Annotated in this window: 17 protein-coding genes; 9 read left to right on the top strand and 8 right to left on the bottom strand. The window is 67.3% G+C overall.

Going from position 1 to position 17,590, the window contains the following annotated elements:
• Nucleotides 1-56: 56 nt before the first annotated feature.
• From ABNX08_RS03765 to ABNX08_RS03745, 5 genes are all read right to left on the bottom strand, one after another.
• Nucleotides 57-2,273, bottom strand: a complete 2,217-nt coding sequence (locus ABNX08_RS03765; protein WP_349608964.1) for a methyl-accepting chemotaxis protein — start codon at nt 2,271-2,273, stop codon at nt 57-59.
• A 105-nt stretch (nt 2,274-2,378) separates the two neighbouring features.
• Nucleotides 2,379-2,939: a chemotaxis protein CheW gene (locus ABNX08_RS03760; protein WP_022533834.1), complete on the bottom strand. Its 561-nt coding sequence runs from the start codon at nt 2,937-2,939 to the stop codon at nt 2,379-2,381.
• A 56-nt stretch (nt 2,940-2,995) separates the two neighbouring features.
• Nucleotides 2,996-3,367: a PleD family two-component system response regulator gene (locus tag ABNX08_RS03755; RefSeq protein ID WP_022533833.1), complete on the bottom strand. Its 372-nt coding sequence runs from the start codon at nt 3,365-3,367 to the stop codon at nt 2,996-2,998.
• A gap of 30 nt (nt 3,368-3,397) precedes the next feature.
• Entirely contained in the window at nt 3,398-3,886 is a 489-nt protein-coding gene (locus ABNX08_RS03750; RefSeq protein ID WP_349608961.1) for a response regulator, read from the bottom strand.
• A 373-nt stretch (nt 3,887-4,259) separates the two neighbouring features.
• Nucleotides 4,260-4,436 carry a rubredoxin gene (locus ABNX08_RS03745; protein WP_022533831.1) on the bottom strand — a complete coding sequence of 59 codons (177 nt, stop codon included), beginning with the start codon at nt 4,434-4,436 and terminating at the stop codon, nt 4,260-4,262.
• 242 nt (nt 4,437-4,678) lie between these two features.
• Between ABNX08_RS03745 and hemL the strand changes: the two genes are divergently transcribed.
• The 5 genes from hemL to ABNX08_RS03720 all read left to right on the top strand — a co-directional run bounded on the left by hemL (nt 4,679) and on the right by ABNX08_RS03720 (nt 9,048).
• Nucleotides 4,679-5,971 carry a glutamate-1-semialdehyde 2,1-aminomutase gene (hemL, locus tag ABNX08_RS03740; protein ID WP_349608959.1) on the top strand — a complete coding sequence of 431 codons (1,293 nt, stop codon included), beginning with the start codon at nt 4,679-4,681 and terminating at the stop codon, nt 5,969-5,971.
• Nucleotides 5,972-6,073: 102 nt separating this feature from the next.
• Nucleotides 6,074-6,688, top strand: coding sequence for a LemA family protein (locus tag ABNX08_RS03735; protein ID WP_022533829.1), 615 nt, complete (start codon nt 6,074-6,076; stop codon nt 6,686-6,688).
• 10 nt (nt 6,689-6,698) lie between these two features.
• Nucleotides 6,699-7,562: a YgcG family protein gene (locus tag ABNX08_RS03730; protein WP_349608957.1), complete on the top strand. Its 864-nt coding sequence runs from the start codon at nt 6,699-6,701 to the stop codon at nt 7,560-7,562.
• A gap of 18 nt (nt 7,563-7,580) precedes the next feature.
• Entirely contained in the window at nt 7,581-8,084 is a 504-nt protein-coding gene (locus ABNX08_RS03725) for a TPM domain-containing protein (protein ID WP_349608955.1), read from the top strand.
• A 298-nt stretch (nt 8,085-8,382) separates the two neighbouring features.
• Nucleotides 8,383-9,048, top strand: coding sequence for an isoprenylcysteine carboxylmethyltransferase family protein (locus ABNX08_RS03720; RefSeq protein ID WP_349608953.1), 666 nt, complete (start codon nt 8,383-8,385; stop codon nt 9,046-9,048).
• 18 nt (nt 9,049-9,066) lie between these two features.
• Here ABNX08_RS03720 and ABNX08_RS03715 read toward each other — a convergent pair whose 3' ends face one another.
• Complete coding sequence (locus tag ABNX08_RS03715; RefSeq protein ID WP_349608951.1) at nt 9,067-10,344, bottom strand: MFS transporter; 1,278 nt, start codon at nt 10,342-10,344, stop codon at nt 9,067-9,069.
• Between the two features lie 69 nt (nt 10,345-10,413).
• Here ABNX08_RS03715 and ABNX08_RS03710 point away from each other — a divergent pair, with 69 nt between their 5' ends.
• The 4 genes from ABNX08_RS03710 (at nt 10,414) to ABNX08_RS03695 (ending at nt 15,210) form a co-directional block, all read left to right on the top strand.
• Entirely contained in the window at nt 10,414-11,358 is a 945-nt protein-coding gene (locus tag ABNX08_RS03710) for a LysR substrate-binding domain-containing protein (protein WP_349608949.1), read from the top strand.
• A gap of 1,328 nt (nt 11,359-12,686) precedes the next feature.
• A complete protein-coding gene (locus tag ABNX08_RS03705; protein WP_349608947.1) occupies nt 12,687-14,063 on the top strand; it encodes a sigma-54 dependent transcriptional regulator in 1,377 nt (458 codons plus the stop codon).
• Between the two features lie 26 nt (nt 14,064-14,089).
• Nucleotides 14,090-14,824, top strand: coding sequence for a class I SAM-dependent methyltransferase (locus tag ABNX08_RS03700; protein ID WP_349608945.1), 735 nt, complete (start codon nt 14,090-14,092; stop codon nt 14,822-14,824).
• Entirely contained in the window at nt 14,821-15,210 is a 390-nt protein-coding gene (locus tag ABNX08_RS03695; protein ID WP_349608943.1) for a GtrA family protein, read from the top strand. Before ABNX08_RS03700 ends, ABNX08_RS03695 begins: the two co-directional genes overlap by 4 nt.
• Before the next feature lie 38 nt (nt 15,211-15,248).
• Here ABNX08_RS03695 and ABNX08_RS03690 read toward each other — a convergent pair whose 3' ends face one another.
• Nucleotides 15,249-16,268, bottom strand: a complete 1,020-nt coding sequence (locus ABNX08_RS03690) for a glycosyltransferase family 2 protein (RefSeq protein WP_349608941.1) — start codon at nt 16,266-16,268, stop codon at nt 15,249-15,251.
• 42 nt (nt 16,269-16,310) lie between these two features.
• The gene (locus tag ABNX08_RS03685) at nt 16,311-17,555 is read right to left on the bottom strand and encodes a glycosyltransferase family 87 protein (RefSeq protein ID WP_349608939.1); all 1,245 of its coding nucleotides are present in this window, start codon (nt 17,553-17,555) and stop codon (nt 16,311-16,313) included.
• Nucleotides 17,556-17,590: the final 35 nt, after the last annotated feature.

Here is a 17,590-nt window from a genome sequence, read left to right as displayed (position 1 = left end):
GTGGCCAAAGCGGGGGCCGCTATGCGCGGAAGCGGTCGCAGGCGTCATCCGGCCACTCAGACGATCTTGAATCGCGACACGGAGTTGCGCAGCTCTTCGGTCAGCAGCGTCAGCTGGCGCACCGACTGCGCGGTCTGGCGCGTGCCGGTGGTGGTCTGCTCGGTGACCTGCAGGATGCGCTCGATATGGCGGGCCACGGTGGTGGCCAGGTCGGCCTCATGCGAGGTCGATTGCGAGATCTGCTCGATCAGCTCGGCGAGCTGGCGCGACACGCGGCCGATCTCGACCAGCGCGGCGCCAGCGTTGTCAGACAGCCGCGCCCCTTCGACCACGCCCTGGGTGCTGCGCTCCATCGCGTGCACCGCATCCTGGGTATCGGTCTGGATGGTGCGGATCAGCGCGCCGATCTGCTTGGTCGCCTCGCCGGAGCGCTCGGCCAGCCGCTGCACTTCTTCTGCCACCACCGAGAAACCGCGCCCGGCCTCGCCGGCCGACGCGGCCTGGATCGCGGCGTTCAGTGCCAGCACGTTGGTCTGCTCGGTAATGTCCGAGATCAGCTCGACGATTTCACCGATCTCCTGCGACGACTCGCCCAGGCGCTTGATCCGCTTGGAGGTTTCCTGGATCTGCTCGCGGATGTCGTTCATGCCGGTGATGGCGTTCTGCACCGCCTGCTGGCCTTGCTCGGCAGCAGACAGCGAGGCGCGCGCCACGTTGGCCGACTCGGCAGCGCCGCGCGATACCTGCGTGATGCGGTCGGCCATCTCCACCACCGATTCGCCGGTCTGGCGGATCTGGCGCGACTGCTCTTCGGTGGTCGATACCAGCTGGGTCGAGGTGGACTGCACCTGCCCCGAGGCCTGCGTCACCTCGCCGGCGGTCTGCTGCACCCGGCCGACCAGCTCGCGCAGTTCTTCCACGGTGTAGTTGACCGAGTCGGCAATGGCGCCGGTGATGTCCTCGGTCACGGTGGCCTGGCGCGTCAGGTCGCCGTCGGCGATGTCCTGCAGCTCGTTCATCAGCTGCAGAATTGCCTTCTGGGTGTTGTCGTTGTTGCGCTTTTCTTCCAGGCGGCGCGATTCGGCCTCGCGTTCGCGCGCCTCGGCTTCCAGCGCGCGCGTGCGCGAATCGCGCAGGTACAGCGCCGCCAGGCCAACCAGGCACAGCAGCGTCATCAGCGCCGACACCACGGTCGCGCCCAGCGTCACCGGGCGGAAGCGCGCCGACTCGGCATAGGCGCGCTGCAGCGTCGACAGCTCGCCGCGCAGCGCCTCGTTGTCGTTGAAGATCTGCTGCTGCGCGCGCTTTGCCGCAATCAGGCCGGGCAGGTTCTGCAGGATGGTCTGGGTGGTCTTCTGCACCGCCTCGAAACGCTGCAACAGCTGCTGCAGGTAGCCGCGCGTCTCTTCGTCCGCGGCCGCGGACAATCGCAGCGCCTCGCTGCCGTTGAGCAGGCCGTCCAGCGTCTCGCGGAAGGTGTTGGTGTCCTTGCCCAGCAGGAACGCGGTCTCGGGATTGACGCCTTCGCCGGCCAGGAACTCGTTCAGGTTCTTGCCCAGGCGCTGCGTCAGCATCACCAGCTGCGCGGAAGCAGCCACCTCGCGCGCGTTGGCGCCGGACTGCAGCTTGATCGCGGCCACCTGTTCGGCGGATTCGAGCAGCTCCGGGTTGGAGGCGTTGAAGATCTGCAGCGTCTGGCCGATGGTGGTCAGCACCGGCTGCTGCGCCAGCACGTCAGCCGCGCTCTTCTCGGAGCGCTTCCACGATTGCATCGCGGTTTCCAACAGCGGCGCGGCCGCGCCGGAGCTGGCGCGCACGCGCTTCTCGTCGCTGCCGTCCTGCAGCGCCTTCAGGTCCCCGGCGAGCGCGTCCTTGGACTGGCGCAGCTGCGTGAAGGCCTGCGCATTGCCCAGCAGCGCCACCGGCACCGCCTTGCCCAGGCGCTGCGAGTGCATCAGCATGTCGCCGGCGATCTCGATCTGCGCCGCGGCGTTGTTGGCGATGCGGTTGTCCATGTACACCGAGCCCAGCAGCGCCACCAGCGACACCACCACGCCCACCGTCAGCGCCCGCTGCTGGGACGAGAACGGCATGCGCCCGAGCCAGGCCGTGACCTGCTCCAGCGGCGTGGCGCCAAGCCCCCTGGCGGCGGCGGATGGGACGGGTGCGGGCTCCGGGCCGCCGGCATAGGCCATGCCCGGCTCGGTCACCAGGCCGGCGGCCGCATCCGCTGCCGGTTTGCGCCGGCCCAGGCTGATTTTCTTGAAACCCATAGCACCCTCTTCCGTTTTATTCGTTGTCGTGCCCGGCGGCTCGTTGCCGGGTGCGGCAGGCCGTGGCCTGCGCTTCGTTATTGTTATTTGTTTTGTTGCGGGACCTCAGGCCGCGCCCCGTCCTACCTGCAGGAACGCCGGGGCGTCCAGCAGCGCGCGCACGTCCAGCACCTGCCAGTCACGCCCGTCGCGGTCGGCAAAGCGCTGGCCCTCCCAGGCCCGCGTGGCGGCGGACGGCGTCGTCGCGTCGCCGTGCGGCAGGCTCAGGTCGGCGGCATGGCGCAAACCCGCCACGCGCGTGGCCAGGATGGCGCAGGCGCGCTCGACCTGGCGCGACAGCACCACGATCTTGCTGCCCGGCTGCACCGGCGTCGGCGCGCCGCCGCAGAACAGGCTGAAATCGATCACCCCAAGCAGGCTGCCGCGCGCGTTGACCAGCCCGCTGTACCACGGCTGTGTCAGCGGCACGCGGCTGGGCGCGCGCATGTCCAGCACCTCGCCGGTGTCGGCCAGCGGCAGCAACCAGTTGCGCGGCCCGACCTGCAGCGCCAGGTAGCTGTCGGCCGCGGGCAGGCTGCGCGCCTCGCGCAGGCGCCGGGCCAGCATGGCCTGGTAGTCCTGCAAGCGGGTCTGGCGGGCACGGAGGTCTTGGCGTGGCGCGTTCATCTGGCGGTCCCCGGAACAGGTGGCGGCGGCATCCCGTACGGCATGCGCGCGCGAATTCAGTGCGACAGCGCGGCGATCTTGCCCAGCAGCTCTTCGCCGTCGACGGGCTTGACGATGTAGTCGGACGCGCCCTGGCGCATGCCCCAGATGCGGTCGGTGTCCAGGCCCTTGCTGGTGCACATGATCACGGGGATGTCCTTGAAGCGGTCGTCGCGCTTGATCGCGCGGGTGGCCTGGTAGCCGTTCTGGCCGGGCATCACCACGTCCATGAGGATCAGGTCGAAATTCTCGGCTTCCAGGCGCGCGAAGGCCTGGTCGCTGTTGCCGGCGACCGCGACCTTGAAGCCGCGCTTGCCGAGCAGGTCGGACATGAACAGGGCTTCGGTCGGGGAATCGTCGACGATCAGGATCTTGTTGATGGCAGTCATGAGGTTTTCCTTCGATGCAGTTCGGTTCACTCAGGCCGGCAGCACGGCACCCGCGGACTGGCACGGCAGGCAGCCCTGCACGGCCTGCAGCAGCGCTTCACGGGTGAACGGCTTGGCCAGGTGGTCATGCGCGCCGACCAGGCGGCCGCGCGAGCGGTCGAACACGCCGTCGCGCGAGGACAGCATGATCACGGGGATGGCATGGAACCGGGGGCTTTTCTTGATCAGGGAGCAGGTCTGATACCCGTCGAGCCGGGGCATCAGGATGTCGCAGAAGACCAGGTCCGGATGCAGATCGCCGACCTTGGCCAGCGCCTCAAAGCCGTCTTCGGCCAACGTCACCTGGTATCCCGCCTGCGACAGGAATATCTCCGCCGTGCGGCGGATGGTGCTGGAATCGTCGATCACCAGCACCTTGCGGCGCGGCGGCGCCGTGGCGTCTGGTGTGGAATTGCCAGGCGTCGCGTGGACGCCGGCGGCAGTGACCCGCTGGTTTTCTTCTGTTTGAGCGACCCGCATGTTGTTCCCGCGACCAGCTGCCCCATGCGGAGCGCCGGCAATCACTTGAGAACACCCGTGCGAAGCAGCGCGACCCATGCGCGCCCCGACGGACCCCCGACAAATTCTTATTTCCCTTCAAGGCCGGGCTGTGCCCGGCAGCGGCGGTGCGTGGAACCCGCACCTGCCTGCCGTCTTCCTCACCGATGGCGGATGGACGGCCAGTCATTTTGCAACAGAGTGTGACAAGACGCCGGGGGGCCGTCAATCCGGTCCGGCGGGCCCTTGCCGGCGTTCTGTCGCATTGGCGCGACGCGCGCGGCCAGTATGCGGCTTTTCTGTGAAGCCTCGATGGCGTGCAGCCGACATGGCGCCTGCCGCCCCGCCGGGCTCGTCAGATGGCAACCATCTCGAAATCTTCCTTGCGCGCGCCGCACTCCGGGCAGGTCCAGTTGATGGGCACGTCTTCCCACCGGGTCCCGGGGGCGATGCCGTCTTCCGGCGCGCCTGTGGCTTCGTCGTAGATCCAGCCGCAGATCAGGCACATCCAAGTCTTGAATTCTTCGTCCATAACAGGCTCTGGCCACTCTCCATTAAAATCCAGCGCAGATGGTACCGAAACCGTGACGCCGACGCCAGCCGGCGACCGCCGGAATCGTGCCAGTTCCGCCGTGTTCGCGCCTGTTAGCGCCCTGTTAGCGCATGATTGGCAGTCAATTGCAGCGAAATTCAGCTGTTCTTGCCGCATGTCAACGACAAGTCCTGGGCCCAGCCGGACACGTTCTCCGCAGACTTGATTCCCACCTCAACGCCATGTCCCGTAATCAGCAGCTCTTCGACCGCGCCCAGCAGACCATCCCGGGCGGCGTCAACTCGCCCGTGCGCGCCTTCCGCTCGGTGGGCGGCACGCCGCGCTTTATCACGCGCGCCGAGGGAGCCTATATGTGGGACGCCGACGGCCAGCGCTATATCGACTACATCGGCTCCTGGGGCCCGATGATCGTCGGCCACGCCCACCCCGAGGTGGTGCGTGCCATCCAGGAAACCGCCACGCACAGCTTCTCGTTCGGCGCGCCGACCGAGGCCGAGATCGTGATGGCCGAGGAAATCTGCAAGCTGGTGCCGTCGATCGAGCAGGTGCGCCTGGTCTCCTCCGGCACCGAGGCCACCATGAGCGCGCTGCGCCTGGCGCGTGGCTTTACCGGCCGCGACCTGATCATCAAGTTCGAGGGCTGCTACCACGGCCATGCCGACAGCCTGCTGGTCAAGGCCGGCTCGGGCCTGCTGACCTTTGCCGACACCACGCAGAATGCGCCCTCTTCGGCCGGCGTGCCGGCGGACGTGACGCGCCACACCATGGTGCTGGAGTACAACAACGTCGAGCAGCTCGAGCAAGCCTTTGCCAAGCATGCCGGCGAGATCGCCGCGGTGATCGTCGAGCCGGTGGCCGGCAACATGAACCTGGTGCGCGCCACCGATGCGTTCCTGAAGGCCATGCGCGAGCTGTGCACGCGCGACGGCGCGGTGCTGATCTTTGACGAAGTGATGACTGGCTTCCGCGTGGCGCTGGGCGGTGCGCAGGCGCACTACGGCATCAAGCCGGACATGACCTGCCTGGGCAAAGTGATCGGCGGCGGCATGCCGGCCGCGGCCTTCGGCGGGCGGCGCGACATCATGGCCAAACTGGCGCCACTGGGCGGCGTCTACCAGGCCGGCACGCTGTCGGGCAACCCACTGGCGGTGGCCGCGGGCCTGACCACGCTCAAGCTGATCCAGGCGCCGGGCTTCCACGACCGGCTGGCGGCGCAGACGCGCAAGCTGGCCGATGGCCTGGCCGAAGCCGCCAAGGCCGCCGGCGTGCCGTTCGCGGCCGATGCGGTCGGCGGTATGTTCGGCATCTACTTCCGCGACGGCGTGCCCGGCAGCTTTGCCGAGGTGACCAAGAGCGACACCGCGCGCTTCAACCGCTTCTTCCACGCCATGCTGGACCAGGGCGTCTACCTGGCGCCGTCGGCATTTGAGGCCGGCTTTGTTTCGGCGCAGCACGACGACGCCATCCTGGCGGCCACGCTCGACGCCGCGCGCAAGGCGTTCGCGGCAGGCTGAGCGCCCCGTCAGGCAGGCGGCGCCCGGTGCGCCGCCTGCCACATGGGCGGTGCGCTACACTTGGGATTCGCTTAATCCATGTCTAACCCGCGGAGTTTCCCGATGCGCGCCTCTTCGTCCCTGTCCTCGCCGCTGTCCGTCTTCCGCTGGCTGCTGCTGGCGGTCATGGCCAGCCTGCTGTCCGCGTGCGGCTACAACGACTTCCAGTCCAAGGACGAGGCGGTCAAGGCGGCCTGGAGCGAAGTCATCAACCAGTACCAGCGCCGCGCCGACCTGATCCCCAACCTGGTCAACACCGTCAAGGGCTACGCGTCGCACGAGCGCGAGACCCTCGAAGCGGTGACCAAGGCCCGCGCCGCCGCCACCAGCATCCAGGTCTCGCCCGAGACCCTGAACGACCCGGAAGCCTTCAAGCGCTTCCAGCAGGCGCAGGGCGAACTGTCCGGCGCGCTGTCGCGCCTGCTGGCGGTGTCCGAGAACTACCCGCAACTGAAGGCCGACGCCTCGTTCCGCGACCTGCAGTCGCAGCTCGAAGGCACCGAGAACCGCATCACCGTGGCACGCCAGCGCTATATCGCCGCGGTGCAGGACTTCAATATCCTGGCGCGCAGCTTCCCGACCAACCTGACGGCGATGATCTTCAAGTATCCGGTCAAGCCGTCGTTCACGGTGGAAAACGAGAAGGCCATCTCGACGCCGCCCGCAGTCAAGTTCTGAGGCTGCACACATGGGCCACACCCTGCGCTCGCGCCTGCGGCTGGGCTGGCTGGCCGTCGCCCTGCTGTGGCTGGCGACGATCTTGTCCGGCCCGGCGCTGGCGGCTGACGGGTTCGTGCCGGTGCCGCCGCTCACCCAGCGCGTCACCGACCTGACCGGCACACTGACGCCGCAGCAGCGCGGCGCGCTGGAAAACGTACTGGCGGAATACGAGCAGCAGCGCGGCAGCCAGATCTTCGTGCTGATGGTCCCCACCACCGACCCCGAGCCCATCGACGCCTACAGCATCCGCGTGGCCGACGCCTGGCGCGCCGGGCGCAAGGGCATCGACGACGGCGTGATCGTGCTGATCGCCAAGGACAACCCGCCGGGGCTGCGCAAGATGCGGCTGGAAGTGGGCCGTGGCGTGCAGGGCTCGCTGACCGACGCCATGTCCAAGCGCATCCTGCAGGACATCATGGCGCCGCACTTCCGCCAGAACGACTTCTACGGCGGACTGGCGGCGGGCATCTCCGCGATCCAGGCCACCATCGACAAGGAAGGCCTGCCGGGCCCGCAGGCACGCAAGGTGCAGCAGGCGTCCGCGCTGGCCGACTTGCTGCCGGTGCTGTTCCCGCTGGCAATCATCGTGTTCTTCTTCCTCAGTGCAATCCTGCGCCGGCGCGGCCCGCAGATCGTCACCACCCGGCGCGGCCGCGATGTGATCGCCGGCGGCCTGGGTGGGCTGGGCGGCTATGGCATGGGACAGGACTGGGGCCGTCGCGGTGGCGGCTGGGGCGGTGGTGGTGGATTTGGCGGCGGCAGCGGTGGTGGCGGCTTTGGCGGCGGGGGCGGCGGCGGCTTCGATGGCGGCGGCGCCTCCGGCAACTGGTGACAGCAAGGAATACAGACGATGCCGAATCTGCGACGCGCACTGCACCACATCGCCACCACGGCCAGCGCCGCGCGCCGGCACTTCCCGCCTGACGCGCAGAAGCAGCTGCACCAGGCCGTGCATGCCGGTGAAGCCCGCCACCGCGGCGAGATCCGCGTGGTAATCGAGGCCAGCATGCCAGTCGGCGATGCCTGGGCCGGGGTCACGCCGCGCGAGCGCGCCCGCTTCCTGTTCGGCGCGCTGGAAGTCTGGAATACCGAAGACCATACCGGCGTGCTGCTCTATATCAACCTGGCCGACCATGCGGTCGAGCTGCTGGCCGACCGCGGCATCGACGCCCGCGTGGGTGCCGACACCTGGCGCGAGCTGTGCGACGAGCTGGCGCGCGGACTCAGGAAGAACCTGTCGGTGGAGCCGGTGCTGGCCACGGTGGCGCGCATCCACGACCTGCTGGCCACGCACTTCCCGTCGGATGATGGGTATAACCCTAACGAACTGGACGACCGGCCGATCGTGCTCTAGGGCCTGTCTATGGTTTCACCATCGGTCCTGAACACAATGGCGAGCGATGCGCCGGCGAGCCCGCCTCGCTGATTGCCGTTCCGACCTTCGGTGTCCCAGCTCTCTTCGCGATTTCCCCATTCTCCCGAATCAGCTCGCAAGTGCCAGTGCCAGCATTTGCGTGAGAGGGGAGCTTTTCATGCGCGAAACATACTTTTGCCCGATATGACCTCCAGCGCTCAAGGGCTACGCTTGGTGAACAACTGCATCACAGCGAGAGAGGTAGAGCATTCAGACTCCGCTGAATAAGGGGAGGACCATGTTGGAAATCGCAGCGGAGAAAGACCGGCGGGCACCTGCGCCCAAAATAGACCTTCGAGAATTGCTGTTGGAGGCTGGTCTCAGAGCTGCCACCGCCTTGGTGTTCGCATTATTCGCATACGCGGCAATCCGGCAGTGGATTGCTGACCCAACGCGAATCACCTTGCTGCTGCTCGTATTGGCAAATTGCCTGACGGTTGGCCTGTCCCTGTTTGTCCGGGTTCCGAAGAAGCGAGACTGGAATCCCGTCACAGTACTCTGCTCATTGGGAGCTTCGTACTACTTCATTGGAGTAAACCTGGGGCCAGGGAACAGCCTGGTACCCGAACTGTTCGGGGCTGGCCTGCAGATCCTCGGGATTTCGTGGCAAATCTATGCAAAGGTCTCGCTGCGTTTCTCGTTCGGGATACTGCCTGCCAATCGTGGGATTGTGTCGCACGGCGCTTACCGATTTGTGCGACATCCGATCTACCTGGGCTACTTCATCGCCGACGTCGGCTTTTTGCTAACGAACTTCGGGTTGCAGAACTTGCTTGTCTACGCCGGCCTGTATGCCCTGCAGGCGGTGCGGATAAATCGGGAAGAAAAGCTGCTGTCCGATGATCCCGAGTACCGCCGGTATCGCGAAACTGTACGGTTTCGCGCATTGCCGGGCGTTTACTGAGCGGCCCCTGCCCAATCGTCAGCGGGGGCGGCGCGCGCCCATCAGATACCAAACCGCCGCCAGCGCCTGCAGCACCACCAGTCCGCTCCATGCCGCCAGGTGCGCTGCCTTCGGATATTGGCCACCGGTAGCCGGCCACAAATCCAGCACGAAGCCGACCCCGACCTGGCAGGCAAAGGTCGCGAGGAACACCGTCAGCGTCAGCGCCGTGGTGGCGCGGCCGATCAGCGCGTCCGGGAAGCTGCGCGCCAGCACCGCATAGGTCAGGATGCCGCTCGAGCCGAACACGCCATAGGCCGCCCACAGCAGCGCCGGCGGCAGCGGCACCTGTGCCATCAGTAGCACCTGGACCACGATAAAGCCGGTCATGCCCGCACCGGCAAAGGCGTACAGGCTCACGCCAATCCGCTCCAGGTGGCGCGCGGCCCAGCCCGCGCCGACGCAGCCGGCCATCATCGCAAAGCCGATCACCGAGACCAGTCGCGCGCTGGTGGCGGGGCCGAAGCCAGCCACGTCGCGCATAAAGGCCCCGACCCACAGCGTCTGCACCGCCAGGAACACGCCCTGGTTGAGCAGCGTCAGCGGCACCACGCGCCAGAAGCGCTCGCTCGCCAGGATCTGGCGCGTGCCGCGCAGCTGTTCGCGCAGGCTTTCCTTGCCGGCGCGCGGCTTGTCGGGCACGCCGAACCACAGCAGCACCGCCATCGCCAGCGAGACGCCCGCCAGCCCGGCGCTGACCGTGCGCCAGTCGGTGAGCGACAGCAGCCACGACAGTGGCGTGCCGACCAGCACTGCGCCCAGCCCGCCGATGGCCATCACCACGCCATTGAGCAGCGGCATGCGCGACAGCGGGAACCACATCGACAACGCCTGGATGGCCGCGCCCAGGCACACCGATACGCCCACGCCAATCAGCAGCCGGCCAGCGGCCAACCCGGCCATGCCGGGCGCCATCGCGAACACCAGCGAGCCGGCCACCGCCACCAGCAGCATCGCCGCCTCGGTGCGGCGCGGGCCGTAGCGGTCCAGCAGGATGCCCGCCGGCAGCTGGGCGCAGGCAAAGCCGAGGAAGTAGAAGCTGGTGAGCAGGCCCAGGTCGCCGGCATTCAGGCCCAGCTCGCGCGTCAGGTACGGCGCAAAGCCGAGGTTGACCCCGCGGAACACATAGGAGACGAGAAAGCCCAGCGAGAACACCGCCAGCACGCGCCAGCGGGCCCGGGCGGGCTGCGCAGCGGGTTGCAGGTCCGGCGGCGCGGAAGACAAGTCAGGCGTCGTGGTGGTCGTCATGGCCTGCATTGTCTTCCCCATTCCGGTGCAAGGCCAACGAAAGATACCCGCCGCAATTGTGAGTAGAATTTGACGGCCATGGCCAATTCTCCCGGCAGTCGAGCCGGTCGCCCCGTCCACCTGCCGCCCCTGCAAGCGCTACGCGCGCTCGAGGCCGCCACGCGCCACCGCAGCTTCTCGCGCGCGGCGGAAGAGCTGGCACTCACCCACAGCGCCATCAGCCACCATATCCGCGGGCTGGAGACCAGCCTGGGCACCAAGCTGTTCCAGCGCACCGGCAACCAGATGACGCCGACCAGCGCCGGCGCGCGGCTGGCCGAGCAGGTGCGCGGCGCGCTCGACAGCCTCGAAAGCGCGCTGCGCGAGGCCGGCAACAGCGCCGCCCCGCCGGTGGTGCGGCTGCAGGTCAGCGTGATGGCCGACCTCGCCAATGCCTGGCTGATCCGCCGGCTGCCCAGCCTGCACGCGCAGGTGCCGTCGCTGGACCTGCACCTGCGCCTGCACGCCGAGATCACGCCGCCGGACCCGTACAGCGTAGACGTGGGTATCTGGCACCAGCGCATCGACCTGCCCGGCTTCGAGTGCCACAACCTGATCGAGGATCATGTGATCGCGGTGGCCAGCCCGGCGCTGCTGGCGCGCTACCCCGGCTTCACGCTGGCCGACGTGCCGCGCACGCCGATGCTGCGCTTTGCGCTGCGGCCCTGGCGCGACTGGCTCGAAGCCGCCGGCCTGCCCGGCGACGAGCCCGAGCGCGGCCCGATCTTCCAGGACGCCGGGCTGATGCTGCAGTCCGCGGTCGCCGGGCTGGGCGTGGCGACCGCGCGCGCGCAGCTGGCGCACGACTATCTGGCCAGCCGCGAGCTGGTGCAGATCGGGCCCACCCGCATCCCGTCGAGCCTGCAGTACTGGGTCACCTGGCGCGAGGGCAATCCGCGCGAGAAAGCGATCCAGCAATTCCACGCGTGGTTGCAGGAACAGGTGCGCCAGGGAAGCGCTGCCAACGAACGCTGCCGGCGCTGACAGTGGCGGGCAGTTTCATTCCTGAAATTGATTCGCCCGCCGATGTTGGCAATACGAATCATTTTCGTCCACGCAAGCAAAATCAACGGGTTGGCGTCTTACGCGAGCTGAGCGGCGGTGTGTCAGCGGCGTGCACATCAAGGGCGCCTACTGGCCCCGAGTTTCACAAATGCAACCATATTTCACGCCGGGCCCACCGCCTTGAAAAATCTGCCCACCCCATCCAAACAGATGAGAAACGGCTGGGGCCGTCGTGCCTCGATTCGTGCAAAGGCCTGTCAACGTGGCGTTTATCTCAGCCCGACCACGCCTGCGCGGGGCGCGCGGCGCCAAAAGGCTGAGGTCTTTCCCGCTGCGCCGGGGCTGTGGCCGGGGTACACGCTTCACGCCGTTGTAACGAGGATGAAACTCCTGGACGAGATCACCCGCGTGCAGCATCAGAGCCCTGGCGCCCTAACCTTTGAAATCCGGCCTCCCCTCTTTAGGATGGCCTTCAGCGGCGCTAAGTATCGTATGACGCACCTACGGCGCGCTGAGCGTGCGTAACACGTCCCATAACAATTCGGACAGATGCTGCATCGCAACACAAAATGGCCAGTCGACGTATCAAAAACGGAACGTAATAACTCGCCGAGGCCTGGCCACAACTGGCCGGAAATTCGCCTTTTCCTTTGCTATCAACGATTTAGCCCGCTCTGGCACGTTCGTCGCACTTATGTCCGCGCGAACAGAAGCCCGGAACAGGGGGACGACTGGAACCGAAGCGGCAACACAGTGGCACGGGGTCGCCGAAGATCAGTTTCAGTACGATCCCCGCAAACTCCCAGGGCGGGATTCGGGCTGGCGCTGTAAGCGAGGGGTCACGCGGCAGGGACTGGCCCGCATCGGTGGACACCTTGCCGTGGCCGCCGGCAAGGTCAGAAGGAGGTCTTTCAGGGACACGGGCCGCAAGCTTGCGTGAGCGGCCCGTGAAGCCTGGAAACTGCGCGTCGCCACGGCAAGCCGGGCGGCATGCAGAAAACAAGACAGCCGCCCGGCATCGCCGGAGCGCCTGACAAAACGGGGTGTAGCGAAGGCCTGCCATGCAGGCGCAGCGAAGCAGCCGCCGTCGCGACCGACGCCATCATCAGGGGCGAGGCCGCGACGGCGGAGGGAACGGGCCGGTCAGCCCGTGCAGCGCGGCGCCCGGGCGGCAAGAGAACAAGTTTTCGGGAGGGTGCCGGGCCGTGGCAACGTAACGATGCGGCCGGCGCAAGCCTTAGCAGTACCGAAGCCAGTGACGGCATCCGCCGGCGCCGGCTTCGTCAAAAAAAATCCGGGGAAATCGTATGAGCGCATATGCCAATCGTCCGCTGCTGTACCTGTCGCAGCACCATGACGCCATGCTATGCAGGCTACTCGCACAGCGGGGCTGGAAGATCAGCTTCGCGTCGAACCTGCACGACCTCAATGCGCTGCCACACGGCGCCCAGCCCATCGCCGCCCTGCTCGACCTGCACTGTGGCTTCAGCGATGCCGAGCTGGAGTCGTTCGAACCCTGGCTCTCGCAACCCCAGATCGGCTGGATCGGCATCGTCGCCAGCCGCGATGCGCTGACCGACGCGGCGCGCCGCCTGCTCGGGCTGTACTTCGTCGACTACTACACCGCGCCGTTCGAGCCCGCCGACCTGGCGCACTCGCTCGGCCATGCGCAGGGCATGGCGCAGCTGCGACCCGGCGTGCAGCGCCCGGTGGCCGGCACCACGCGCGCCGACGGCATGATCGGCAACTGCTCTGCCATGCAGACACTGTTCCGCGGCATCGAGAAGGTGTCGCGCTGGGATACCCCGGTGCTGATCTCGGGCGAGTCCGGCACCGGCAAGGAACTGGCCGCGCAGGCGATCCACCGCGCCTCCGAACGCGCGCAGAAGCCCTTCGTCGCGGTCAACTGCGCCGCCATCCCGCCCACGCTGCTGATGTCCGAGCTGTTCGGCTACGAGCGCGGTGCCTTCACCGGCGCGACCAAGCGCAAGCCCGGCCGAATCGAGATGGCCCAGGGCGGCACGCTGTTCCTCGATGAAATCGGCGACATGCCGCTGGAGAGCCAGACCAGCCTGCTGCGCTTCCTGGAGACCGGGCGCATCGAACGGCTGGGCGGCACCGAATCGGTGGAGGTGGACGTGCGCATCATCTCGGCCACGCACGTGGACCTGGAAGCGGCGATCGCCGCCGAACGCTTCCGCGGCGACCTCTACCACCGCCTGTGCGTACTGCGCGTGCGCCAGCCCCCACTGCGCGAACGCGGCAGCGACATCATGCTTATCGCCGAGCACGTGCTGGAGGGCGTGCGCAAGCAGTCGCCGGCCCGCATCCGCGGCTTCTCGCCCACCGCGCTGCGCGCGATCCAGCTGCACAACTGGCCGGGCAATGTGCGCGAGCTGATCAACCGGATCCGCCATGCCGCCGCGATGTGCGAGGACGGCGTGATCCAGCCCGCCGACCTGGAACTGGCCGCGCCCGTGGAGGAACGCCCGATGACGCTCGCGGCGATCCGCGAGGCGGCCGAGCAGCATGCCATCATCGAGGCGCTGCAGCGACATCATGAGCGGCTGATCGATGTAGCGGCAGAGCTTGGCATCTCGCGCGTGACGCTGTTCCGGCTGATGCGGGATTACAAGCTGCAGGTGAAGAAGGGGGATCTGGGGTTGATCTGCGTGCAGGGCTAGCCGATCCATCGCGGAGGAGCCGACCGATGTCACCTGATGCCTACCTTGAGATGGCCGAAACCGAAGCCTGTCACTGGTGGTTCCGGGGGCGGCGCGAAATCGTCGCCACGATTCTGTCCGGCCTGGCGTTGCCGCGCAACGCTTCCATCCTGGAAATCGGGGCAGGCACCGGCGGAAACCTTGAGATGCTCTCGCGCTTCGGCAATGTCAGCGCTGTGGAAATGGATGGCACTGCCCTGCGGCTGGCACGCGAGAAGGCCCTCGGCGCCTGCGACATCCGCAGCGGCAGATGCCCTGACGACATGCCATTCGCGGAGCACAGCTTCGACCTGGTTTGCCTGCTGGACTGCCTTGAACACATTGCCGACGACGCCGGGTCGCTGGACTGCGCGGCAAGGATGCTAAAGCCAGGCGGAGCCGTGCTCATCACCGTGCCGGCCTACCAATGGCTATGGAGCGCCCACGACGTTTTCCTGCATCACCAGCGCCGCTACAGCAGGCGCTCGCTGCATGCGCTGGCCACGCGCTGCGGCATGCGCGTGCAACGGATGTCCTATTTCAATACGCTGCTGTTTCCGCTTGCGGTTGCTGCCCGCGTCGGCGACCGGCTAAGCGGCAACCAGAAGGCAACGGGAGCGGGCCTCCCGCCCCAACCCGTCAACCACGCCTTGCACCGCCTGTTCAGCACGGAACGCCACTGGCTGGCACGCGGATCGCTGCCGTTCGGCATTTCCCTGATGGCCGTCATGCGCGCATCGTGAACGCCAGCACCGCCGCGCCCGAACTGCGCCGGGTCACACGCTTCCTGGTATCGGGCGCCACCTCGACGGGCGTGCATGTCGCCATCACCGCGACGCTGGTCACCGCGCTGGCGACCTCACCGGTCACGGCAAACTGCGTGGCCTTTGTGTGCGCGACAGCCTGCTCCTATCTGCTCAACACCCTGTGGAGTTTCTCTTCACAGCTGCGCCACCGGACCCTGGGCCGCTTTGCCGGCGTATCCCTGCTCGGGCTGTGCCAGACCATGGGCATTTCCTGGACCGCCCAGTACGTGGGGGCCAGCTATTGGGTGGGCCTGGCCTGCGTCGTGGTGACGGTGCCGGTCTTCACCTACCTTGCGCACCGGGCCTGGACGTACCGGGATTAGGCATCGCCACGCGGCCAGGCCGCAATGCATCAGCGGCATCAGCGGCCGCTGCCCACTTTCCCGCGGTCGATCCGGATCACGCGCCTGCCGGAAGCGATCAGCCGGTCCTGACCGGTTTCCTGGTAGCGACGCCGCACCAGGTAGATCGGCCGTCCCTTGGCTTCATCATAGATGCGGCCGACATACTCGCCGACCACCCCCAGGCCGATCAGCTGTATGCCCCCCAGGAACAGCAGCACTGACAGCAGCGATGCATAGCCCGGGACATCGACCCCAAGGATCAGGGTCCGCGCCACGATAAAGCCGCCGTAACCGAAAGCGCCAAGCGCGATCACGATGCCGATATAGGTCCAGCTGCGCAACGGCATGGTGCTGAAGCTAGTAATGCCCTCGAGCGCAAGATTCCACAAGCGCCAGCCAGAGAACTTGGAACGCCCCGCGCTGCGCACTGCGCGCTCATAGGGCACGATCACGGTCCGGAAGCCTACCCACGCGAACAGGCCCTTCATGAAGCGATGCCGTTCCGGCAGTTGCTTCAGCGCATTGATCACGGCGCGGTCCATCAGGCGGAAGTCGCCGACGTTCTCGGGGATCTTCAGGTCAGACAGGCAGTTGTGCACGCGGTAGTAGGCAGCCGCGCTCACCCGCTTCAGGAACGAGTCGCTGGCCCGGCTGGTGCGCTGCGCCAGGACCACCTCGGCGCCTTGCCGCCAGCGCTGGACCAGCGTGGGGATCAGCTCGGGAGGATCCTGCAAGTCAGCGTCGAACGGGATCACGGCATCCCCGGCCGCTTCATCGATACCGACGGTCAGCGCGGCTTCCTTGCCGAAGTTGCGCGTCAGGTCGATGACGCGGATGCGCGCGTCGCGCCGCGTCTCGACCAGCAGCCGGGCAAGCGTATCGTCCGTGCTGCCGTCATTGACGCAGACGATCTCGAAGTCAGTCGCCGGAATCGCTTCCAGGATCGGCACCACACGGGTGAAGAACGCATGCAGCGCGGCCTCCTCGTTGTAGAACGGCACCACCAGCGACAGCAGCTTGGATTCAAAGTTGGCCATGATCTGCTTCCTCCACGGCGCGCGATGCCGCGCGCCTCGTCATCAGGCATCACACGATGCCTTGCCCGTCCGTTCCTGCCGGATTCGCCATACGCCCAGCGCCAGCGCCAGCATCAGGCCCAGCGGCATCGGCTGGAAGCCGATCCACCCGCCCAGCGACATGCCGTACAGCGGCAGCAGCCACAGCAGCACCAGCAGTTCGCGCTCGCCGCGCAACCAGCCATTGCGGTGGCCATGCGTTCCCAGCCAGGCAATGGCCAGGCCGAGGAAGGCGAGGTCGTAGTCCCAGAGATAGGCTGGCACCAGCAGCCCGGCGCAGGCCAGTACCGCGGCGCGCAGCGCGAAGCTGCACGGCCGCGACCAGGCATAGATCACCGCAGCCAGCGCCGCTGCCGCGACCATGGCGTGCAGCGCGTAGGACAATGCCAGGCTGCCCGACAGCGCCTTCACCGCCACGAACACGGTCGGCATGCGTTCGAATAGCACGGCGCCCTTCTCCAGTTCAGCGGCGGCACGGCCGGCGTTGCCCAGGAAGGCGACGAAGGGCTCGGTGCCGAATGCCAGCAGCGCTGCCAGCGCAAGCGCCAGCGCCGTGGCCGCCATCGCGCCCAGCGCACGCCAGTTGCGCGCGCACAGCAGTGCCACCGGGAACATCAGCGCAAGGTGCGGCTTCACCGTGACCAGCCCGAGCAACACGCCGGCTAGCACCGGGCGCGAGCGCAGGCAGGCCAGCGCCAGGCCGGCGCAACCCGCCAGCCATAGCGCGTTCTGGCCGCAGGCGAGCACGACGGCGATTCCAGGGAAGGCCATGCCGGCCAGCCATGCCTCGCGCGGAAGCGTGCGGCACAGCGCCCACGCATACCAGCCGGCGCCGCCGGCGAGGAAAAGGAACGTCGCCAGCCCGTACGGCAGCAGCCCGAAGGCCAGCACAAACAACAGAAAGGTCGGCGGATACAGCCACGGCAGTACACCGTAGCCGAGGGCAAGGTTGGGCACGGTAGCAAGTTCTACCTGCCACAGCATGGCGTAGTCGTAGGGCGCGGCAGCGCCGTTGGCCAGCGCCAGCTTGGCTGCGCTCCAGAACACGACGAAATCGCCGCCGGGAGCGAACACGCCTGGCACCTGCAGTGCGCAGGCGCGGAAGCTCCAGATGCCGAAATACAGTGCATAGCAGACCAGCGCCACACGCGAGTACAGGCGCAGGCGGCCGAGGTCGAGCCAGTGGGCGGCGGGCGCGCGGCGCGTGCCCTGCCCGGGCGTGACCGGCTGCATGGATATCTGCGTCATGGAAGGCCCCCGTTCTCTTGTCCGTGCGGGCTGTC

The sequence above is a fragment of the Cupriavidus sp. DF5525 genome (assembly GCF_040149425.2).
In the GTDB taxonomy this organism is placed as follows: domain Bacteria; phylum Pseudomonadota; class Gammaproteobacteria; order Burkholderiales; family Burkholderiaceae; genus Cupriavidus; species Cupriavidus pickettii_A.
Note: the sequence above shows the minus strand (reverse complement) of the source record. Positions and strands in the feature narration are given on the sequence as shown.